The organism is Bacillus spongiae (assembly GCF_037120725.1).
GTDB classification, from domain to species: Bacteria; Bacillota; Bacilli; order Bacillales; family Bacillaceae_K; genus Bacillus_CI; species Bacillus_CI spongiae.
On sequence record NZ_JBBAXC010000002.1, the window covers coordinates 165,998 to 187,976 of the forward strand.

Consider the following 21,979-nt stretch of genomic DNA (forward strand, 5'->3'; position numbering starts at 1 on the left):
ATTTCACGATAAAATTTTTGGTAGGATTGGCTATTTGCTCGGAAACAGGGGGGATCACTGTGGCGTCCGAAATGACAATAAATCATCGCGAGAAAGCCTATGAATTATTAAAGCTCGATGCAGAGAAAATTTTACAGCTAATCAAAGTCCAGATGGATAACTTAACGATGCCTCAATGTCCTCTTTATGAGGAAGTGCTCGATACTCAAATGTTTGGGTTGTCGCGCGAAATTGAGTTTGCTGTCCGTCTTGGTTTGGTTGATGATAAAGATGGAAAAGAACTGATGGATTCGCTTGAGCGTGAACTATCTGCCTTGCATGAAGCTTCAACAAGAAAATAATCTATTTTTATAAGAGGCTCAAACAATACGATGCGATTGTTTGAGTTTTTTTGTACAATAGAGTAAGGAATTAAGAAATGAGGCAGGATTTGCAAAAAAATTATAGAATGATAATATTTAGAAAAGGGAATGAAATCTGAATGTTTAAAAAGATTATGAAATCCTATGACTACTCATTAATTATTGTTTATGCACTACTTTGCTTATTCGGTGTGGTCATGGTGTATAGTGCGAGCATGGTGGTTTCGGTTACAAAGTATGAACTTCCTAGTGATTATTTCTATCAAAGACAATTGCTCTATGTATTGGTAGGTTTTGTTGCGTTTTGTTTAGCGGCTGTATTCCCTTATAAAGCTTTTAAATTTAATAAAGTGCTAGTCCCCATTTTAATCTTGACGGTCGGTTCTTTATTTGCGGTTCAGCTTATTGGAGCTAATGCAAGTGCTAATAATGCGCAAAGTTGGATTTCATTAGGTGGAGGCTTTAAGATTCAACCTTCGGAGTTTGCGAAGCTTTCTATCATTATCTATTTATCTGTCGTTTATGCTAAAAAGCAGGCTTACATAAATGATTTTAACAAAGGGGTAGCACCGCCCATTGCCATTCTTATTTTTATCTGTACACTCGTCATTATTCAGCCAGATTTAGGAACTGCTACGATTATTTTTGCGATTGGCTGTTCAGTTATTTTATGCTCTGGGGTGAACATTAAAACTTTATTCAAACTGATAGGGTTAGCGGTAGTGTTTGCCGTCCTGTTTTCCCCCATGATTTGGTTAAAAAAAGATGATATTTTAACTGAAGAGAAACTAGGTAGAATCGATGCTTATTTCGACCCGTTTCTAGATCCATTGGACAATGGTCTTCAATTAATTAATTCTTATTTTGCAATTGGAAATGGCGGAATACAAGGCGTTGGGTTAGGCGAAAGTATTCAAAAATTAGGCTACCTTCCTGAACCGCATACAGATTTTATTATGGCGATCATTTCAGAGGAGCTTGGTTTATTAGGGGTAAGCTTCGTCATACTAGGAATAGGGTATATTGTCTTAAAAGGAATTTATATAGGGATGAAAAGTAAAGATCCTTTTGCGACCATGCTTGCGGTGGGAATTAGTTCAATGATTGGTATCCAAACGTTCATCAATCTTGGAGGCGTCTCAGGACTGATTCCAATAACAGGAGTCCCTTTACCGTTTATTAGTTTTGGTGGATCTTCACTGATAGTTTTGTCATTGTCAATGGGGTTATTAGTAAATGTTTCCATGTTTGCGAAGTATGAAGAAAAATATAAAGAAGATAAGAGTCAAAAGAACTCAAGTTCAAAAATTCGTCAAAATGGGTATTCTATCAACGCGTAAAAGAATACTTCTAGAACAAACATAGGGGAGTGGCTAAGTTGAAAAAGATCAAGAAAATTCTTGTCGCCAATCGTGGTGAAATTGCAATTCGTGTATTTCGTGCTTGTACGGAATTAAATATTCGAACAGTAGCGATTTATTCAAAGGAAGATTCAGGTTCGTACCATCGCTATAAGGCGGATGAATCGTATTTAGTAGGAGAAGGCAAGAAACCGATTGATGCATACTTAGATATTGAAGGGATTATTTCGATTGCGAAAACTGCCAATGTTGATGCTATTCATCCAGGGTATGGATTTCTATCAGAAAATATTCAATTTGCTTCTCGTTGTGAAGAAGAAGGGATTACATTTATTGGACCAACAAGTGAACATTTAAATATGTTTGGGGATAAAGTTAAAGCTCGGAAACAGGCTGAACTTGCAGATATTCCGGTTATACCTGGAAGTGGAGGACCTATTCAAGGATTAGAAGATGTTATCGAGTTTGGAAAAGAGTACGGTTATCCGCTAATCATTAAAGCGAGCTTGGGTGGCGGCGGTCGAGGGATGAGGATTGTCGAAAGTCTAGAGCAAGTAAAAGAATCATACGAGCGGGCTAAATCGGAAGCGAAGGCTGCTTTCGGTAACGATGAGGTGTATATCGAGAAGTTTATTCAAAACCCAAAACATATTGAAGTTCAAATTCTGGGGGATAAAGATCAGAATTTGATTCATTTATATGAGCGTGACTGCTCTGTTCAACGTCGTCACCAGAAGGTTGTTGAAGTGGCTCCTAGCGTAAGTTTATCAAATGACTTTCGAGAAAGGATTTGTCAGGCAGCTGTTAAGTTGATGAAAAATGTAGATTATTTAAATGCTGGAACCGTTGAATTTCTTATTTCGGGTGAGGATTTTTATTTTATTGAAGTAAATCCTCGAGTTCAAGTTGAGCATACGATCACAGAAATGATTACGGGTGTAGATATTGTCCAATCTCAAATTCTTATTGCAGAAGGATACTCCTTACATAGCAAGGAAGTGGGCATTCCTCATCAAAGCGACGTCACTACCCATGGATATGCTATTCAATCGCGTGTAACGACAGAGGATCCATTAAATAATTTTATGCCAGATTCAGGAAGAATCATGGTTTATCGATCAGGAGGGGGATTTGGTGTTCGCCTTGATGCAGGAAATAGTTTTCAAGGTGCAGTTATAACCCCGTATTATGATTCTTTATTAGTAAAAGTTTCTACTTGGGCACTCACCTTTGAACAAGCAGCATCTAAAATGGTTCGAAACCTACAGGAATTTAGAATAAGAGGGATTAAAACAAATATACCGTTTTTAGAAAATGTCGTTAAACATGAAAATTTCCGTACAGGGAATTATGATACGTCCTTTATCGACGATACTCCAGAATTGTTTATGTTTCCGAAAAGAAAAGACCGTGGGACGAAAATGCTTAATTATATTGGCAATGTTACAGTCAATGGTTTTCCTAGTATTGAAAAACAAAAAAAGCCTGTCTTTTCTCAACCGAGAATCCCGATTGTAGAAATGGGAAAAGACATCCCAGTTGGAACGAAGCAAATATTGGATGAACAAGGTCCTGAAGGATTGATGAGCTGGGTTAAAAATCAAAAATCAGTCTTGTTAACGGATACAACCTTTAGGGATGCTCATCAGTCATTGTTAGCTACCCGACTTAGAACGCATGACTTAACGCAAATATCAAGCCAAACTTCTCGTCTTTTACCAAACCTATTTTCAATGGAAATGTGGGGTGGAGCAACGTTCGATGTGGCATACCGCTTTTTAAAAGAGGATCCTTGGATGAGGTTGTTGAAGCTTCGTGAGCAAGTACCGAATGTTTTATTCCAAATGCTTCTAAGAGCTTCTAATGCGGTAGGTTATAAAAATTATCCTGATAATGTTATTCGGGAGTTTGTTGAGAAATCAGCTAATGCTGGAATAGACGTTTTCCGAATTTTTGATAGCTTAAACTGGGTGAAAGGCATGGAAGTAGCCATTGATGCTGTGAGGCAATCAGGAAAAGTCGCTGAAGCAGCCATTTGTTATACTGGCGATATTTTAGACCCTACTAGAGCAAAATATAATATTGATTATTATAAACAACTAGCAAAAGAGCTTGAACATCAAGGTGCGCATATGTTAGCCATTAAAGATATGGCAGGGCTTTTAAAGCCTGAAGCTGCTTATCGATTGATTTCAGAGCTTAAGGACACAGTAGATTTGCCGATTCATTTACACACCCATGATACGAGTGGAAATGGAGTCTTTATGTATTCAAAAGCTATTGATGCTGGAGTAGACGTCGTTGATACAGCTTTAAGTACGATGGCTGGATTAACGTCACAACCGAGTGCGAATACACTTTATTATGGGTTAAAGGGGAATGACAGAGAACCTCAAATCGATATAAAGTCATTAGAGAGTCTCTCACACTATTGGGAAGATGTGCGTAAATACTATAAAGACTTTGAAAGTGGAATGATGAGTCCTCATACAGAAGTATATGAACATGAAATGCCTGGAGGACAATACAGCAATCTTCAGCAACAGGCCAAAGCAGTAGGTTTAGGGGAGCGCTGGGAAGAAGTCAAAGAAATGTATGCCCGTGTAAATCACTTATTTGGAGATATCGTGAAGGTAACTCCTTCTTCCAAAGTAGTAGGAGACATGGCCCTATTTATGGTCCAAAATGACTTAACGGAAGAGGAGGTACTAGAACGAGGCGAAAGTATCGACTTTCCTGATTCTGTCGTAGAATTATTTGAAGGGTACTTAGGACAACCTCATGGTGGGTTCCCTAAGGAACTACAAAAGGTGATTTTAAAGGGAAGGGAGCCTATTACGGTTCGACCTGGAGAATTATTAGAAGAGGTAAACTTTCCTGCGTTAAAAGAAAAGTTATTCCATGACCTGGGCAGACAAGTGACAAGCTTTGATGCATTGGCTTATTCACTCTATCCGAAAGTATTTATGGAATATTGTCAAACAGTCGACCAGTTTGGTGATGTTTCCGTGTTAGATACACCAACATTTTTATACGGAATGAGATTAGGGGAAGAAATTGAAGTCGAAATTGAAACAGGAAAGACTTTAATCGTAAAGTTAGTATCCATTGGACAAGCACAAGCAGATGGGACACGAATCGTCTATTTTGAATTGAATGGGCAGTCTCGTGAAGTAGTTATTAAGGATGAGAATGTAAAAACGACAACCTCAAGTAAGGTAAAAGCAAATCCGAAAAATGATTTCCATATTGGAGCTACCATGCCTGGTACAGTAATCAATGTGATCGTTGAAAAAGGCGATAAAGTGCAAAAAGGGGATCATTTATTAATTACAGAAGCGATGAAAATGGAGACAACTGTACAAGCTCCTTTCTCAGGTATAATTAGAGAGTTACATGTTAGTACAGGAGAAGCAATTTCACCAGGAGATTTATTAATCGAAATTGAAAAAGGGTAAAAAAAGAGACGACCTATTAGCTAAGTTAATAGGTCGTCTCTTTTGTGTGTAAAAACGGTTTGTTTATCCATTGTAAGCTACATACTTTTGCTTCGAGATGCAAGTAAAATAAAATAACATAATAGGCCAAATAATAATGTGATAAAGAATGCATGCGCAAGCGCTAATGGTAAAAATAATTTTGTCAAAACAACCAATGCACCAGCAATCACTTGAAGTGTAACAAGGATAAAGGCAAGAATCCAACCCCAATAAATCACTTTTTGATGTTTATACTGTTTAATGGCTAGAAATGTAATATAGGCTATCCAAATAAAAACAATTCCTGCCGCAGCTCTATGCCCCATCTGTACCCATTCGTGTAGATTACCTGGTAAAGATGGTGAATTATTAATACATAAAGGCCAATCAGGACAAACTAAACTGGATTTTGTATGCCTTACAAGAGCACCAGTATAGACAACAATATACGTGTAGATAGTTAAGGAAAAAATATGAAATTTCATTTTTTTGTCTATGATTACATTACGAGCATCAAACTTTTTGTCTACCTCAAAAATTAGAAGAGTAAGTAAAAGAACAGCAGCAAAGGAAATAAGTGATATTCCAAAATGTAGTGCTAAAACAAACGAACTTTGGCCCCAAACAACTGCGGCTGCTCCAATCAGAGCTTGAAGCATTAAAAAGGAAAAGGAAAGAAGTGAGAGAAATTTCGTTTCCCTAATATGCCCAATCGTTTTCCAAGAGGCAATGGAAAGAGCTAAAACAAGTAATCCAACCACACCTGATACTACCCGATGTGCTAATTCAATAATCGTTTCAAGAGGAACATCGTCTGGGATTAATTGACCATGACATAAAGGCCAAGTTTGTCCACAACCCATACCAGAGTCTGTTTTGGTAACGAGGGCACCGCCTAGTAAAACGAATAGCATTCCGATTGTCGTAATGACAGAAAGCCATTTAATTCCTTTATTCAAAAATGTCACCTACTTAATCGTTTTATGAATAGTTTGCTAGAAAAATAAATGTCACATTTTTAAATGATACAGAATATAGGCAGGAAACTCAACTAATAAAATGTGACAGTTGTGCTACTATCCTGTGGTAGGAGTGATGATGGAGAGATAAAAAGCAAGAGATAAGTCAAAATATTGAAAGCGTTTTTATAGAACCTATGATAAAATGAGGATTGTATTATGAGAAAATCCCTCTATAATATAGTAGGACACAATTTTGCCATAATTATTTCATAATTACTTCGCAATTGTCTTATTATTTATGGTTTAATATGTTCATAATGGAGAAATATGCGCAGATTTTACGTGTACTTGATGAAATTTAGTATACTTCCTAGAAAAGAGAAGTCATTTCCTTTATAGTATAAGGTAGTATGCGCAGATTAGGAGGGGGGAGAATATGTCAAATAGTCGTATTTTGACAACTTCAATCCATGAAGCCGATATACCTCGAACCAGTGCGTGGAAAGATTTCTTAGCATTGATAAAAATAGGTATTGTTAACTCAAATTTAATAACAACGTTCACTGGTCTATGGCTTGCTCTTTATTTTTCAGGAGCACACTTTTTAGAATCATTAGATATTATGTTCTTTACCTTAATAGGTTCTTCTTTAATCGTTGCTGGCTCATGTAGTATTAATAACTACTATGACCGAGACATAGATCATTTAATGGAACGTACGAAGAGTAGACCTACTGTTACAGGGAAAGTGAGTACCGCAAAAGTTCTTGCACTCGGCTTTGGCTTCATCATAGTAGGGTCGATTCTCTTGTTTATGACAACATTGATGGCGGGAATCATCGGATTAATTGGGGTTTTCAGCTATGTTGTTTTATATACAATGTGGACAAAACGACAATATGTTAGTAACACTATTGTTGGAAGTGTATCTGGGGCAGTACCACCTTTAATCGGTTGGGCAGCTGTAGATCCAAATTTAAGTGTAACAGCGTGGGTATTATTTTTAATTATGTTTATATGGCAACCACCACACTTCTATGCGATTGCGATGAGACGGTGTGAGGAATATCGAAAAGCAAACATCCCGATGTTACCAGTTGTAAAAGGGTTTGCCGTCACAAAAAGGCATATTATCGCGTGGGTCATTGCCCTGTTACCACTACCATTTTTCCTAATGGAGTTAGGTATTACCTTCGTTGTGCTAACCACTCTATTAAATGTTGGTTGGCTAGCCATTTCGTTAGCAGGCTACAAAATGAATGATGATATCAAATGGGCAAAAATTAACTTTATTTACTCGTTAAACTATTTAACGATCGTTTTTGTCAGCATGGTCATCGTGACCGTTATTTAACAAACGGGAATTCTTTCTATTGAGAAATCCATATATATTCTTTCAGTCCTTGTTTACTTACCAGAACATATAACGAAAGAGGGGTTTGATTAAGCTATGAAAGCAAGGCTACAAAAAAAAGGGCGTTTAATTGCACTATTTGCTACATTAACGCTAATTTTATCAGGCTGTGGAGAAGCATTTCTATCCACATTACAGCCAGCCGGTGAAGTTGCTCAAACACAATATGATTTAATGATTTTGAGTACACTCATTATGGTTGGAGTAATTGTAGTTGTAACCATCATTTATGCAATTGCAATCATCCGTTTCCGTCGTAAAAAAGGGGACGAAAACAAAATTCCAAAACAAGTAGAGGGAAGTCATACACTTGAAATTGTGTGGACGGTCATTCCTATTATCTTGCTACTCATCCTAGCTGTTCCGACTGTTACAGCAACGTTTAATCTTGCAGATACATCGGGTATGGACAAGGTGGATGAGGATGGAAATAGAGAAGCACTTGTCGTTAACGTACGTGCTAACCTTTACTGGTGGGAATTTGAGTACCCTGACTTAGGGATTGTTACAGCGCAGGACCTTATTGTTCCAACAGATGAAAAAGTCTATTTCAACATTACTGCTTCTGACGTTAAACATTCATTCTGGATTCCAGCAGCTGGTGGAAAGCTAGATGCGAACGTTGATAATATCAACACATTTTATTTAGAGTTCGATAGCGAAAAAGCAGATGAGGCTGGGAATCTATTTTACGGAAAATGTACTGAGCTATGTGGACCATCACATGCCATTATGGACTTTAAAGTAAAAACGATGGATCGTGACGAATTCGATGGCTGGGTAACAGCTATGCAAACGACTGAAGAAACGGTCCCAACATCTGAAGTTGCACAGCAAGGACAAGAGATCTTCGCTGAGAGCTGTATTGCTTGTCATGCGGTTTCACCAACGACTGGAGTAGGTGGAGCAGGTCCAAACTTAGCTAACTTTGGAGAACGTGAACAATTGGCTGGGTTCTTAGATCATGACAAAGAAACATTAAAAGAATGGATTAGAAAGCCTGAAGACTTTAAACCAGGCAATAAAATGCCTAATTTTGAATACTTAAGTGAACAAGAGCTCGATGCTCTAGCAGAATACTTAATGGGCTTAAAAGTGTTAGAATAATATCGCAATTAGGATTGAAAAGGGAGGTAGAATTGTGAGTAGCTATGCACAGAAAAAAGGCTTCCTCGGTACCATTTGGGAATACTTAACGACAGTAGACCATAAGAAAATTGCGATTCTTTACTTAATCGCAGGCGGAATCTTCTTCGTTATCGGTGGTATTGAAGCCCTCATTATTCGCATTCAGCTTGCAGTGCCTAACAATGACTTTGTTAGTGCAAATCTTTATAATGAACTATTAACAATGCATGGGACGACCATGATATTTTTAGCCGCAATGCCACTTGTCTTTGCGTTTATGAATGCTGTAACGCCTTTACAAATCGGAGCACGTGACGTTGCATTTCCATTTTTAAATGCATTAGGTTTTTGGTTATTCTTCTTCGGGGGACTTTTCTTAAACCTATCGTGGTTCTTAGGAGGAGCACCTGATGCAGGTTGGACTTCTTATGCATCATTGGCTTTAGAATCTCCTACTCACGGTGTGGACTTTTACGTACTAGGTCTGCAAATATCGGGAGCTGGAACCTTAATCGGGGGGATTAACTTCCTCGTTACGATTATTAATATGCGGGCGCCAGGTATGACTTACATGCGTATGCCACTGTTTTCTTGGACTACATTTGTAACATCTGCCTTAATCTTATTTGCCTTCCCACCGCTTACGGTTGGATTATTCTTACTAATCTTTGATCGTATGTTTGGTTCGAATTTCTTCGATGTAGGTATGGGAGGAAATACGATTATATGGGAGCATTTCTTCTGGATCTTTGGTCACCCAGAAGTATACATTTTAGTATTACCGGCATTCGGTATTTTCTCAGAAATTATTCCGGTGTTCTCAAGAAAACGTTTGTTTGGATATTCATCCATGGTATTTGCAACGGTATTAATCGGTTTCCTAGGGTTCATGGTATGGGCTCACCATATGTTCACAGTTGGTTTAGGACCGATTGCTAATGCAATCTTTGCTGTTGCAACAATGGCTATCGCCGTTCCAACAGGGATAAAAATCTTTAACTGGCTCTTAACGATGTGGGGCGGAAGCATCCGATTTACAACACCGATGCTTTATGCTGTAGCCTTTATTCCTTCCTTCGTAGCCGGAGGAGTTACAGGAATCATGCTATCAAGTGCCGCAGCGGACTATCAGTATCATGATACGTATTTCGTTGTCGCTCACTTCCACTATGTTATCGTTGGAGGGGTTGTATTCGCACTACTAGCTGGTACTCATTTTTATTGGCCAAAAATGTTTGGTACGATGTTAAATGAATTCCTTGGAAAAATTGCATTCTGGTTATTCTTTATTGGATTCCATTTAACGTTCTTTATCCAGCATTTCTTAGGCCTTATCGGAATGCCACGTCGTATTTGGAAGTTCTTGCCTGATCAAGGGTTAGATTTAGGAAACTTAATCAGTTCCATCGGTGCAGGTTTCATGGGTGTTGCCGTGATTATTTTATTAGCTAACGTTATCATGACACAGGTTAAAAATGAGAAAGTTGGCAATGATCCATGGGGAGATGGCCGTACAATTGAGTGGGCTATTCCTTCACCACCACCATTTTATAACTTTAAGCAATTACCACTTATTCGTGGGCTGGATGCATACTGGATCGAAAAAATGGATGGAAAAAATGAATTGACACCAGCAGAGCCTATTGGGGATATTCACATGCCAAACAACTCCATTTTACCGTTTATTATGTCATTTGGATTATTTGTTGCTGCGTTTGGAGCGATGTACCAAATAGATGATAAACCATGGGCAATTCCAGTATTAATCATTGGTATGCTTATCACTTTAGGAGCAATGTTTGTTCGCTCTATTAAAGATGATCATGGCTACCACATTCATAAAGAAGACTTATTAGAAGATAATAATGATAAGGGAGGTAAGGCATAATGCACGCTGAAGAAAAATTTACGCCGAGAACATGGCCTGCTTCGCCTGAAAAACAGACCCTTGAAGCGAAAAATAAGTTTTTAGGCTTCTGGTTTTTCCTTGGAGGAGAAACGGTTTTATTCGCATCATTATTCGCAACTTACCTTGCCTTAAAAGATAAAATTGAACCTGGCACTGAACAAAAATTAGCAGCAGAGTTGTTTGATCTTCCACTAGTATTTGTTGCAACGATGCTACTATTAACAAGTTCACTAACAAGTGTTTACGCTATGCATCATATGAAGAACTATAACTTTAAAGGGATGCAAGCTTGGCTTTTAGTAACGGTTTTATTAGGATTAGCTTTCTTAATATTAGAGGTATATGAGTTTTATCATTATGTACATGAATATGGCCATACATTTACGAGTAGCGCGTTTGGATCGGCCTTCTACACATTAGTTGGATTCCACGGTGCACACGTTGCTTTCGGACTTCTTTGGATTACAACGCTGATGGTTCGTAATGCTAAGCGTGGCTTAAATTTATATAATGCACCAAAATTCTATGTTGCTTCTCTTTATTGGCACTTTATCGATGTTGTTTGGGTGTTCATCTTTACAGTAGTATATTTAATGGGATTGGTGGGATAAACGAATGGCGAACGTACAATCAAACTCAGGTAACCCAAATGTTGACTATGAATATCGCCGTAAGAAAAACGCGGAAGATATGAGAATGCAAGTCATATCGTTTGCTATTATGATTTTCCTTACACTTATTGCATTTATTGCAGTTGCAGGAGATTTCTCAAAATGGTTTATCGTTCCATTTATTCTGTTGTTAGCTGCTATTCAAGTAATATTCCAATTATATTACTTCATGCATATGAGTCACAAAGGCCATGAAGCCCCTGCATTATTCCTTTATTCTGGAGTATTGGTAGGTTTTGTAACCATTCTTGCATTTGTGACAATTATCTGGATTTAATAAAGAAGCCAACCGTTAATCGGTTGGCTTTTTTTGAAAAAGATTTAAGGTACTATTATTGCATAGGAAATAAATAGGGAACAGGTAGCCTCATACGTACACACATATCATCAGAACCTCAATAAAAGATTTGAGTGATAATGCTGTTCTTTAGGAAATCACTTAGTTTTCATTGTGATTAGTTTTATAATCTCCAGGGACTAGTTTTCATTTGCAACGGGTGTTTTGTTCATGATTTTGTCATTACCTTACATTGAACGTAGTAGGGTGGAACGGTATAATAGATAAGGAATGATTCAAAATGAAGAGGTGAATACTTATGCCTTTAGAGATATTCGGCTTTCTAGCATTATGGAGTCCTTTCTTTTTAGTGGCAGTATTATTTATGACAGTTGTGTTCTTTTTAATTACAACGGTTTGGCGTAAAGACTTTAAAAATAGTGAACCGTTAAAAAAATCTCAAGCGGTTACATTTATTGTGGCAATGATATTACTATACATTGTAAAAGGGTCGCCGGTTGACTTACTTGGTCATATCATGTTTTCTGTTCACATGATTCAAATGGCGATATTGTACTTAGTCATTCCGCCTTTATTAATTATTAGTATCCCGAATTGGTTATGGAAAGTAGTAATTGAGCTGCCGGTTATTAGCAAGCTTTTTTCATTTTTTACAAAACCAATTGTCGCACTTATCTTATTTAATGGTATGTTTTCCTTTTATCATATTCCTTTGATTTTTGACACCATTAAAGTAGATGAAACACTTCATATGATCTATACCTTTACTTTATTTTTAGTTGCCATTTGTATGTGGTGGCCAATGATAAACAAACTACCGGGCCAATATCAGCTAAGTGGTTTAAAGAAGGTGGGCTATTTATTTGCGGATGGAGTATTGCTAACCCCAGCTTGTGCCCTGATTATTTTTGCGGATCAACCGATGTATGCAACCTACTATGATTCCGCCTTATGGATGCAAGCACTTGCCCTATGCGTGCCTACTAGCACGTTGGAAGGGTTAACCTTATCAGGGCCTCAGCTCTTTACAAATATGCCTGTGCAAGAAGATCAGCAATTAGGCGGAGTGTTGATGAAGATTATTCAAGAAATCGTCTATGGCGTAGTATTGGCACAAATTTTCTTCCAATGGTTCAAAAATGACCAGGCTGAAGCTGATAAATTTAATGAAGAGTTAAACGCTAATAATAATCCAGAGTATATTTAACTAGTTAGAAGGGCGCCCCATTTCATAAGGGGGATGTCGAAATCAGGTGGTGTATAGGCACCACCTGATTTCTGATGTTTATTATGACTGTACGCATTTAATTGTTAAATAGGGGCGTAGATGCTTCAACTATACGAAGAGGGAGAGGACTTTAATCGATGGATATTCCAATTTTACCTACGATTAGTACAACATTTATTGTTCTTAGTGCGATAACAGTAGCGATAGGATGGTATCAAATAAAGCAACGGAAAGTGGAGCAACATAAAAAAACGATGTTCATAGCTGCTCTCTTTGCATTAATATTTTTTATCATTTATGCAAGTCGTACGATTTTTGTCGGAAATACTGCTTTTGGAGGACCCGATTCTATAAAGATTTACTATACAATCTTTTTAGTTTTTCATATCTTCTTAGCTACTAGTGGTGCAGTCTTTGGTTTAGTTACTTTATGGACTGGCTATAGTAATAAATTAGCTCGTCATAAAAAATTAGGACCTATAACGTCCATTGTATGGTTCTTTACAGCTACAACCGGAGTATTAGTGTATTCTCTTTTATATATTCTGTACCGTGGAGGAGAGACGACATCTGTTATTAAAGCCATTTTAGGATTTTGATTTATTTGCTTGTCTTTTAAAGACAAGCTTTTTTTATTGTGGTATCTTATGCATAAATAAATCTAGGAGGGATAGCATTGATTAAAAAACTGGAACAGGAAGATTTTCAGGAAGTATTAAAGCTATCGATGTATGCATTTCAATATATTGTTCCGAAAGAAAAGTGGGAAGAACGTTTTAAAGATTTTTTATCTCATGAAATTTATGGGATAAGAGTAGAAAATCGCTTAGCTTCAAAGCTTCATTTACTACCTTTAAAAATATGGCTGCACGGAAGAGAAGTCAATATGGGGGGAATTGCAGGTGTAGCAACTTACCCTGAATACCGCCGTAAAGGGTACGTAGATGAGTCATTACGATTTATTTTAAATAGAATGAGGGAAAAAGGTCAGTATATCTCATTATTACACCCATTTTCAATTCCTTTTTACCGAAAATTCGGTTGGGAGCTGTTTTCCTCTTACAATAAAGTCACTGTTGATCAAACAAATATGAAACCATTTTCAAATGTTAGTGGTGAAGTTAGAAGATTAACGAAAAATGAGAGTGAGGAGTTAATGGGAATCTATGATTTATACAGCCAACAATTTAACGGCATGCTGATTAGAACGAAGGATTGGTGGCTGAATCGAACAATAGGGGAATCAATCGTTGCCATTTATTATAGTAAAGAAAAGGTCCCAACAGGATATGTTTTGTACGACATAAAGGATAAAAGATTAGAAGTAAACGAGATGATTGTACTAAATAATGAAGCTAGAAAAGGTTTGTGGAATTTCTTATGTCAACATGATTCCATGGTTGAAAATATAGAGTTGATGCTAAATGATCAAGATCCTTTACCATTTTTATTACATAATCCTAAGGTCAAAACGGAATTACACCCTTATTTTATGGCAAGAGTTGTAGATGTTCAAAAATGTTTAGAATCCCTTCGATTACCAGTTAAGGAGGAAGAGAACATCTTTTTGCACATTACTGATTCACACGCACCGTGGAATAATAAAACATTTCTACTATCTAAAAATGAAATCAATGTTTTCCAAAAGGAAATAGATTCACCATCATGTCAATCTCAGCCAAAAAGAGGAGTGTCGATGAATATTAATGCTCTATCGGCTTTACTCTTTGGAGTCAAATCTGCAAGGGAATTAGCTGATATGGATTACCTTACAGGTAAGGATGATGAAATTACCCGATTGAATGAAGTTTTTTCAGGAAATCAACCGTATTTTGTTGACTTCTTTTAAAACTCCCTATAAAAAAGGTACCATCTCAATCGTCATCAAATTGAGATGGTACCTTTTACTATTATATTTTAAAGTTCCATTTAATAATTCCAGCTTCCTTAGCTGAATTAAAAATGATTAAGATCATCGGGCCAATAAAAAACCCAAGCATTCCAAATAATTTTAGTCCAAAAAACATGGCTATTAAGGTTGAAAGTGGAGACAATCCGATATGGCTGCCCATCACTTTAGGTTCTACTGTTCGTCGTATAACGAGTAATATAGCTGCTAAAATAGCCAGTTTCGTCCCAAGAGCAATATCACCAGTTATTAAGTGAAAGAGCGCCCATGGTCCCAATATTACAATTGAACCAATTATAGGGATAAAGTCAATTAACCAAATAATGACCGCCATTACTAAAGCCACCTCTGGTGAAATGAACAGTAACCCAATGAACGAAACAAAAAAGATGATGATACTTACTAAAAATTGAGCTTTAAAAAACCCAAAAACGACATAGGACAAACGTGAGGTCATAAACCGTACCTTATCTGCTGTTCGTTCTGTTAAGTGGGAGTAAAACTTTTCTCTAATCCTTGGTAAGTCAATCATAAATAAAAACAAGGCAATCAAATAAACAAGAAAATTAACGAGGTAGTTGGGGATATAACTAAGGAAAGCGCTAATTTTTCCAAGATTTAAATAATCTTCTGTTAAATTAGCTTGTGTTTGCTCTAAAAACCCATCTATATCTTCCTTTGCTCGTTCAACAACTTCATCTGGAAGGTCACTTGTATAATGGCTATATTTTTCTTCATATTCATCCCAAATGTCCGAAAGCTCCTTTAAGTACTGTGGTGCATTATCAACAAACTTAATTCCTTCTCCCACTACTTTCGTTACGACAAAGAAACTAGATAGTCCGATAAGTAAAATAAAGAGAAAGAAGATTAATAAAACGGATAGCTTTCTGTTTATCTTCATTCTGTTTTGTAACATATTCACTGCGGGTGCTAAAAATAAGGCAGTGATAAAAGCAGCCACTAACGGGACTGATATTGGTAAAATGTAATAAAAAATAATAAGTGAAACAATAATGAATAGTGAGATAATAATTGTTTTTTTGTTTATAATTTTGGTCAATGCCTAGCCCCTCTCTAATCCATAACTCTATATTCTATTATAGTCAATTTTAAGGGGATTGAACAGTAACTAGTATTATAAGGAATAAAAATACAGCACAGTAAATTCTGTGCTGTATTAGCTTAATGGGCAAAAGCCGAAACTTCTTTAACCACATCTGTTAGGATTTGCTGACATGTTTTTTGTAGGTGCTGAGGGAAGTGTTCGCCATCTCCGTACTCTACTCCATGTGGGTAATAGTGCTTTCCTAATAAAGGAATCATTAGTTGGATGGATGCATCATGAGCACCGACATCCCCTTCAAGCGTATGTCCTTGTATACGTAAGTAAAAGGTACCTTCTTTAATTTGAAATTTTCGATCATATGTTACACGCTCATAATCCCATTGACCTTCTCTTACAAGCCCATGTGAACGCATAATTTCATCTAGACGGTTTACGTCAGCCTTTAATTTTTCAATTCCTGTATTTTCAATTTTCATGACTTTCCCTCCTACATTATTCAGAAAAGATTTCTCTTATTTCAATAAAAAATCATCACTTTTAATAATAGTGTAAAATGCCATTACTTGCAATGAGGAATAACGGAAACTAATCGAAAGAATAGTGAATACTGTTTCCTACTATAGGACAAAGTAAAGTTAAGTGACTAATTATGAATGTGTCACTACTTGAGGAGGAAGAAAGATGAATGTTGATCAAATTATGACAAAAGATGTTGAGTGTTGCACAGTATTAGACAATGTTTATGAAGCAGCTGCTTTAATGAAAGAACACAATGTTGGGAGTATCCCTGTTTTAGACGGAAAGAAGTTAGTCGGAATGATTACAGATCGTGATATTGTTATAAGGGGAGTTGCTGAAAAGCACCCTGGTTCAGCAAAAATTGATACGGTGATGAGCTCAAATGTTTATTCTGTATCAGCTGATACGACAGTGGAAGATGCTTTAAATATTATGCAAGAACATCAAATTAGACGGCTTCCAATTGTAGATAATGAAGCCTTAATAGGGATTGTGTCGTTGGGAGACTTTTCTATTAAATCTAATTCTCATCAAGTTGATGAAACTTTACATGAAATATCTGAGCAAAATCATTAAAATACCCTTGAAAGGGTATTTTTTAATTTAACGATATTTCGTGAGAATGGTATAATAATATGTGAGATGGAAGAGTGCGAATGAAGGGAGAGAATACGTTATTAAAATTATCAGAGTTTTTATCGCCCTTATTTTCTTTATCTTAATAAGTATTTATATGAATATACAGTCCCAAAATAAATCGACAATCCTAAACCCTCAATTAAATGATCCAAAGCAAGATAATCAATTAGTAGTAGATGATAATTTTGAGAATATTGGTGAAAGACCAACTGAAGGGTTATCCACCTTCATTGGAAAAGATATCGCTTCATTTACTGACCAATACGGTAAGCCAGCTCGTAAGGATCCTTCTGCATATGGGTACGAATGGTGGGTGTATAACGATAGTTCCTATGACTATATGCAAATTGGAGTTAAAGATGAAAAAATAGTGACAATATATGCACTCGGACCAAATCTTAATGTAGCGCCTTTTGATATTGGACAAAGTTTGAACGATCTATATCGGTTCACCATTATTGAATCAGAGATTTTTATTGAAGATGAAAAAGGATCTTATCGTTTTGAATTAACCGAAGAAGATTTAAATACAAGGTTGTTAGTTGATTTAGGCGGAATTTATGCGCAAGTATATTTAGATCAATTAACAGGAACACTTGTTAGTATTCGTTATATGGATATGGAAACGCTTATTCTTCAACAACCGTATGAAATGGTGTATAGTGGATACCTGATGGATTACGAGCCTGAAGAAGAAGAGTGGGCGTTAATTGAGAAAGGGAATGAAGCTCAAATTTTTGATATTACAAACAGTATTCGAAACATTTATGGTATTTCATCGTTAGAAGGGGATGAAAATGTTTCAATGGTAGCTAAGAAACATAGCCAAGACATGTTCCAAGGGGAATATGTTGACCATGTTTCTCCTACTTTCGGTACTTTAAGTGAGCGACTCAAAACAGAAGGAGTTTTGTTCGATCTTGCTGGGGAAAATATTGCAACAGGTTATATTGACGGTGCTGATACTGTTCAAGTATGGCTAAATTCCTCTGTTCACAGAGAAGAAATACTCGAAGAGAAATATACACATCTAGGGATAGGAGTGTACAAAAAGTACTACAGTCAAAACTTTATTGAAAAAGCGGAATAATCATCCGCTTTTTCTTTTTCTTCTGTCATACTTAAGATTGCGCTTTGATAATAAAAAAGGAAGCAGTACTATGAGCAATCACTTTTTGGTCGTCATTATAGACTTTTCCTTCGACCATCATCGTTTTCTTCCCCTTATGAATGATTTCTCCGGTAGCACGTAGGTTTCCGGCTATTCCAGGTGCTAAGTAATGGATTTGTAAATTTGATGTGACCGCTCCATAACCTTTTGGTAGCATATAGTTTGCTATCGTTCCCATCGCGGAGTCGACTAATGTAGCTGTAACCCCACCATGTACCATGTTTAAAGAATTATACGTGAGGGGGGTAATAGGTATGGTTACTTCACAAAAATCCTCACCTAATTCTCGCTCCATATGCATTAGGCCCCCAATGTATGTTGAATTCTGTTTTTCTTTCTTTTTCAAAAAACCATCTAAAATTGAACGTAGGGTTTCTTGTTCTTCTTCACTAGCATTTATTAAGCATTGGTCCACTAGAGCTTGTATTTTTTCTTTCATATAATCCTCCAATTATTATTTCGACATAATCCACCATCATCATATCAAAATATTTTTAGTCAAGCGATACTGGGCACAAATCTTTTCTATAAGTCATATGTTATTGTAAGGAAACCTATGGGAGTTAGGAGGCATTGCCCATGGAACAAAAGCAGTTACATCCTTCTGTACAAGAATTTAAAGAGTTTGTTCAACAGCATCCGAACCTGGTTAAAGAAGTAAGGAATGGACAATCAACATGGCAGGAGTTATTTGAAGATTGGTATTTACTTGGAGATGATGATCCTAAATGGAATTCGTATAAAAAAGAGGATACTGAAAAAGAAGATAAAAAAGAAGAGAAGGACAGCAAGGGATTGTTTGAGCAAATAACGGGAATCCTTCAAAAAATGGAACCTGACCAAGTACAGCAGCATATAACGAATCTAAGCCAAGCACTAGGAGCTATTCAGGGCGTTCTCACTCAGTTTTCATCCGGTGGAGGAGCAACTGGAGGAACAACACCACAAGTGAAAAGCGAACCTCAGGAACGTCCTAATCCCTTTTCTTTCCGTAAAGATTAAGGAAGAGGTGTATAGATGAGAAAAGAAGTATTAGACATTATATATTCAAATGAAGATTTGAAACGCTTTTTACGAGAACAACCTATTTGGTATCGAAAGCTCACTAGAAATCCAGAAGAAATAAATTCTTTCCAAGTCTCGGCAATGGAATATTATAAAAGAACGATTCCTCATCAAATACAAAAATTCTCGAATGGTGTACAAATGGCTTCGATGATGATGAACATGGTCCAATCGATGAATGCCGCTGACGAATAAAATTGGTTAAGGTCATTTTTTCTGTATGTGTATTTTTCTTCAAATTGCTTATCCTATTCATAAGGAGTGGTAAATTTGAAGAAAATTATGATCATCATGATGCTTTTGGTCCCTGCAGGTTGTCGAGATTCTGTACCAGAACCAGAATCAGTTGTTGCGAGTGTATTACCTAAACAATCAATAAAAGTTAATGAAGATTCATTTACTGTTAGACATATCGTCCAAAAACAAAATCTCTATATTGAATGTATGTTGAAGGATATATCATTTTCAGGAAAAAATGGGAAAAAAGTAGGGAAGGTAGTCGTTTCTGTCAATGGAAAAAAACAAGGAGAGTTTAATACAGCAGCATTTGTAGTAAAGAATTTGCCAAAAGGAAACCATCACATTCAATTAGAAGTGATGACCCTTAATAATGAACCTCTTTTACAGAAACAGTTTTTTGTTTGGATTACGTAAAGATAACGTAAGAAAGATTCGCTAATCTTTTTAAAACATGCTAAAATATGTGGCATGGAGGTGAGCGCTGTTGCTTGCTACTTTAGAAAGGTTAGAAATTCTTCAAGCTACTGAAGAATTAGTAGAGTTGATTTTGCAATCAAAAGAAGCTGATGAATACCGTTCTTGCTACCAACGATTGAAAAACTCAGCTACTAGCCAGGAAAAAATCAATGAATTCACGAAATTAAAAGAGCTCTATGAAGAAGTACAACGCTTCGGACGCTATCATCCAGATTATCAGCGTGTAATGAAAGAAATACGTCGAGTCAAGCGAATAATGGACTTAGATGAGCACGTAGCTAATTATAGAAAAGCAGAAAACGATCTCCAGGACTTGTTGGATGAAGTCAGTGTTTTAATAGGGGGTTCAGTTTCTGAACATATTAAGGTTCCAACCGGTAACCCATTTTTCCAATCCTCATCTTGTAGTGGGGGTTGTGGAACTGGTGGTGGCTGTAGTTGTTCGGCATAAGAGAAGAGTATTCTTCTCTTTTTGTTTTGGAGATAATTTCCTTTACTTTCTTTTCAAGCGAATACAATCTTCACATAAATTCCCGCAGCAGAACATTTTTTCTTGTGGTACGAAAAAACGGTGACGATAAACAGAGAGATCACCTTGTTTGCGAACGAATTCTGTTTCAGCATGCAAGCGAAAACCAACCATGGTGTTGGCAGCACTTTGCTTTATTTCTTCATCTAGCAAGATGGGGTCTAGGCTGCTATGAATATAAATGAATGGAATACCGGCACTTTTCTTCCAAGTAGCTTGATTAATTCCTTTTTTTTCGTTCAAATGGTACATAAATTCATCCCAGATTTGGGCTAAATCCACATGATTTCATTCCTTTCCATTAGTTGCAGATTACTATCCAGCTATGCTAGACTAAATGAAAAATAGACAGTTCGGTGAGGGGTTATTGTCATGTTGACAGAAAGACAAGGAATGGTAGTATGGCTTTATCATTTAAAACATGCTAAATCATTGAGGCGTTTCGGGCATGTCCATTATGTCTCTAAAAAGTTAAAATACGTCGTTATTTATTGCAATAAGGAAGACATTAAGGCTACTATGGGGAAGCTATCCCAATTTTCGTACGTAAAAAAGGTAGAACCATCCTTTAAGCCTTCGATTAATACAGAGTATGAAAACTCCAAGCCCGATAAGGCAAAGGAATATGATTATAAGATTGGGCTATAAAGTAGAAGGTGAGGGCTTTCCTCACCTTCTTTTTATTTCATTGGTGTAATTAGACGTTGTAGTCTTAAAATACCGATCAAGTATTGATAATATAATTCTTTCTCAGCAAATATAGTCGAAGGTTTCACATCCAATTCAGTAATGGGTTTCTGAATGGTTTTAGAGAGCTCCTCAAATAATTGAAAGCGCTTATTTGGGATTTCATGTGGATTCGGTATCCCTTCACGGCATATGTATATTGGCTGAAATTCACCTTCTTTTGTAGGGGATAAAACGGTCACGAGGGAACTTACCAATCGACTATTTATCGTCGTATGAAGAGCTATTAAGTGCTCGACACGGTGTTGACTCGCATTTGTTAATTCGATTAGCTCATATAAATCTGAGTACCCTTCTCCAAGCTCAATAAAACGTTGAATCAACCTTGCTCACTCCACTTCTCATTTCTATTAATGATTAATACTTTACCATTCTTAACATAAAATGAGAAGTAAGATATAAGAAAGGTGTGAAAAGATGATTTGGATATTCGTTTTCTTGTTAACCGTATTATGGATTGGGTATATTTGGCCGTCGGCAAAAAAACCTATACAGCAAACAAATGTCCCATATTCCTTTCTTTTAATGTCCATTTTATCAACGTTATCCATACATGGATTCCTTGCATTACTTGAGGAGGATGAAATTGAAGGAGCGACGATCGACTCTTTGGAAGAGCTTTTAGTAAATCGCAAAAATATTTTTTCTCAAGAAGAGTGGCATGATATAGTGTTAGACCATTGTTCCAACAATGCTTCATTAGATGATTTTGACGGTTTCGACTTGTGTATGTAACTATTCGTTACATTTATACACAAAAACTATATCTTTTTCTATATTTCCTTTGTTACAGTTACTGTAA

Annotated in this window: 25 protein-coding genes; 19 read left to right on the forward strand and 6 right to left on the reverse strand. The window is 36.6% G+C overall.

Annotation, left to right across the window (positions count from 1 at the left end):
* Window positions 1–59 precede the first annotated feature (59 nt).
* The 3 genes from WAK64_RS02955 to pyc all read left to right on the forward strand — a co-directional run bounded on the left by WAK64_RS02955 (window position 60) and on the right by pyc (window position 5,181).
* Entirely contained in the window at window positions 60–341 is a 282-nt protein-coding gene (locus WAK64_RS02955; RefSeq protein WP_336585452.1) for an Fpa/YlaN family protein, read from the forward strand.
* 140 nt (window positions 342–481) lie between these two features.
* The gene (locus WAK64_RS02960; RefSeq protein ID WP_336585453.1) at window positions 482–1,702 is read left to right on the forward strand and encodes an FtsW/RodA/SpoVE family cell cycle protein; all 1,221 of its coding nucleotides are present in this window, start codon (window positions 482–484) and stop codon (window positions 1,700–1,702) included.
* Window positions 1,703–1,740: 38 nt separating this feature from the next.
* Window positions 1,741–5,181, forward strand: coding sequence for a pyruvate carboxylase (gene pyc / locus WAK64_RS02965; RefSeq protein WP_336585454.1), 3,441 nt, complete (start codon window positions 1,741–1,743; stop codon window positions 5,179–5,181).
* A 77-nt stretch (window positions 5,182–5,258) separates the two neighbouring features.
* Here the strand turns inward: pyc and WAK64_RS02970 are convergent, their stop codons facing one another.
* A complete protein-coding gene (locus WAK64_RS02970; protein WP_336585455.1) occupies window positions 5,259–6,161 on the reverse strand; it encodes a COX15/CtaA family protein in 903 nt (300 codons plus the stop codon).
* 439 nt (window positions 6,162–6,600) lie between these two features.
* Between WAK64_RS02970 and cyoE the strand changes: the two genes are divergently transcribed.
* The 8 genes from cyoE (at window position 6,601) to WAK64_RS03010 (ending at window position 14,661) form a co-directional block, all read left to right on the forward strand.
* A complete protein-coding gene (cyoE, locus tag WAK64_RS02975) occupies window positions 6,601–7,518 on the forward strand; it encodes a heme o synthase (RefSeq protein WP_336585456.1) in 918 nt (305 codons plus the stop codon).
* A gap of 96 nt (window positions 7,519–7,614) precedes the next feature.
* On the forward strand, window positions 7,615–8,685 hold the full coding sequence (coxB, locus tag WAK64_RS02980) for a cytochrome c oxidase subunit II (protein ID WP_336585457.1): 1,071 nt from the start codon (window positions 7,615–7,617) through the stop codon (window positions 8,683–8,685).
* Window positions 8,686–8,719: 34 nt separating this feature from the next.
* Entirely contained in the window at window positions 8,720–10,594 is a 1,875-nt protein-coding gene (gene ctaD, locus WAK64_RS02985) for a cytochrome c oxidase subunit I (RefSeq protein WP_419465881.1), read from the forward strand.
* Window positions 10,594–11,226, forward strand: a complete 633-nt coding sequence (locus WAK64_RS02990) for a cytochrome (ubi)quinol oxidase subunit III (protein ID WP_336585458.1) — start codon at window positions 10,594–10,596, stop codon at window positions 11,224–11,226. Before ctaD ends, WAK64_RS02990 begins: the two co-directional genes overlap by 1 nt.
* Window positions 11,227–11,230: 4 nt before the next feature.
* Window positions 11,231–11,563 (forward strand): cytochrome c oxidase subunit IVB, encoded by a 333-nt coding sequence (gene ctaF, locus WAK64_RS02995; protein WP_336585459.1) that lies wholly within the window; start codon window positions 11,231–11,233, stop codon window positions 11,561–11,563.
* Between the two features lie 319 nt (window positions 11,564–11,882).
* On the forward strand, window positions 11,883–12,791 hold the full coding sequence (gene ctaG, locus WAK64_RS03000; protein ID WP_336585460.1) for a cytochrome c oxidase assembly factor CtaG: 909 nt from the start codon (window positions 11,883–11,885) through the stop codon (window positions 12,789–12,791).
* A gap of 158 nt (window positions 12,792–12,949) precedes the next feature.
* Entirely contained in the window at window positions 12,950–13,411 is a 462-nt protein-coding gene (locus WAK64_RS03005) for a DUF420 domain-containing protein (protein ID WP_336585461.1), read from the forward strand.
* A gap of 77 nt (window positions 13,412–13,488) precedes the next feature.
* The gene (locus tag WAK64_RS03010) at window positions 13,489–14,661 is read left to right on the forward strand and encodes a GNAT family N-acetyltransferase (protein WP_336585462.1); all 1,173 of its coding nucleotides are present in this window, start codon (window positions 13,489–13,491) and stop codon (window positions 14,659–14,661) included.
* 61 nt (window positions 14,662–14,722) lie between these two features.
* Here WAK64_RS03010 and ytvI read toward each other — a convergent pair whose 3' ends face one another.
* Window positions 14,723–15,784, reverse strand: coding sequence for a sporulation integral membrane protein YtvI (ytvI, locus tag WAK64_RS03015; protein ID WP_336585463.1), 1,062 nt, complete (start codon window positions 15,782–15,784; stop codon window positions 14,723–14,725).
* A 122-nt stretch (window positions 15,785–15,906) separates the two neighbouring features.
* Window positions 15,907–16,266 (reverse strand): YugN family protein, encoded by a 360-nt coding sequence (locus WAK64_RS03020; RefSeq protein ID WP_336585464.1) that lies wholly within the window; start codon window positions 16,264–16,266, stop codon window positions 15,907–15,909.
* 205 nt (window positions 16,267–16,471) lie between these two features.
* Between WAK64_RS03020 and WAK64_RS03025 the strand changes: the two genes are divergently transcribed.
* On the forward strand, window positions 16,472–16,885 hold the full coding sequence (locus tag WAK64_RS03025; protein WP_336585465.1) for a CBS domain-containing protein: 414 nt from the start codon (window positions 16,472–16,474) through the stop codon (window positions 16,883–16,885).
* A 61-nt stretch (window positions 16,886–16,946) separates the two neighbouring features.
* Window positions 16,947–18,038 carry a CAP domain-containing protein gene (locus WAK64_RS03030; RefSeq protein WP_336585466.1) on the forward strand — a complete coding sequence of 364 codons (1,092 nt, stop codon included), beginning with the start codon at window positions 16,947–16,949 and terminating at the stop codon, window positions 18,036–18,038.
* Window positions 18,039–18,069: 31 nt separating this feature from the next.
* On the opposite strand, the gene WAK64_RS03035 is transcribed toward WAK64_RS03030, so the two are convergent.
* Window positions 18,070–18,558, reverse strand: coding sequence for a PaaI family thioesterase (locus WAK64_RS03035; RefSeq protein ID WP_336585467.1), 489 nt, complete (start codon window positions 18,556–18,558; stop codon window positions 18,070–18,072).
* A gap of 140 nt (window positions 18,559–18,698) precedes the next feature.
* Between WAK64_RS03035 and ylbD the strand changes: the two genes are divergently transcribed.
* From ylbD to WAK64_RS03055, 4 genes are all read left to right on the forward strand, one after another.
* Window positions 18,699–19,121 (forward strand): spore coat protein YlbD, encoded by a 423-nt coding sequence (gene ylbD / locus WAK64_RS03040; RefSeq protein WP_336585468.1) that lies wholly within the window; start codon window positions 18,699–18,701, stop codon window positions 19,119–19,121.
* Window positions 19,122–19,136: 15 nt separating this feature from the next.
* Entirely contained in the window at window positions 19,137–19,379 is a 243-nt protein-coding gene (locus tag WAK64_RS03045) for a YlbE-like family protein (RefSeq protein ID WP_336585469.1), read from the forward strand.
* 75 nt (window positions 19,380–19,454) lie between these two features.
* Window positions 19,455–19,838 (forward strand): hypothetical protein, encoded by a 384-nt coding sequence (locus tag WAK64_RS03050; RefSeq protein WP_336585470.1) that lies wholly within the window; start codon window positions 19,455–19,457, stop codon window positions 19,836–19,838.
* 70 nt (window positions 19,839–19,908) lie between these two features.
* Complete coding sequence (locus WAK64_RS03055; protein ID WP_336585471.1) at window positions 19,909–20,352, forward strand: YlbF/YmcA family competence regulator; 444 nt, start codon at window positions 19,909–19,911, stop codon at window positions 20,350–20,352.
* A 42-nt stretch (window positions 20,353–20,394) separates the two neighbouring features.
* Here WAK64_RS03055 and WAK64_RS03060 read toward each other — a convergent pair whose 3' ends face one another.
* A complete protein-coding gene (locus tag WAK64_RS03060; RefSeq protein WP_336585472.1) occupies window positions 20,395–20,712 on the reverse strand; it encodes a hypothetical protein in 318 nt (105 codons plus the stop codon).
* Between the two features lie 90 nt (window positions 20,713–20,802).
* Between WAK64_RS03060 and WAK64_RS03065 the strand changes: the two genes are divergently transcribed.
* Complete coding sequence (locus WAK64_RS03065) at window positions 20,803–21,078, forward strand: YlbG family protein (RefSeq protein WP_336585473.1); 276 nt, start codon at window positions 20,803–20,805, stop codon at window positions 21,076–21,078.
* A 32-nt stretch (window positions 21,079–21,110) separates the two neighbouring features.
* On the opposite strand, the gene WAK64_RS03070 is transcribed toward WAK64_RS03065, so the two are convergent.
* Window positions 21,111–21,500, reverse strand: coding sequence for a DUF7147 family protein (locus tag WAK64_RS03070; protein ID WP_336585474.1), 390 nt, complete (start codon window positions 21,498–21,500; stop codon window positions 21,111–21,113).
* Window positions 21,501–21,594: 94 nt separating this feature from the next.
* On the opposite strand from WAK64_RS03070, the gene WAK64_RS03075 reads away from it, so the two are divergent.
* Window positions 21,595–21,912 (forward strand): hypothetical protein, encoded by a 318-nt coding sequence (locus tag WAK64_RS03075; RefSeq protein WP_336585475.1) that lies wholly within the window; start codon window positions 21,595–21,597, stop codon window positions 21,910–21,912.
* Window positions 21,913–21,979: the final 67 nt, after the last annotated feature.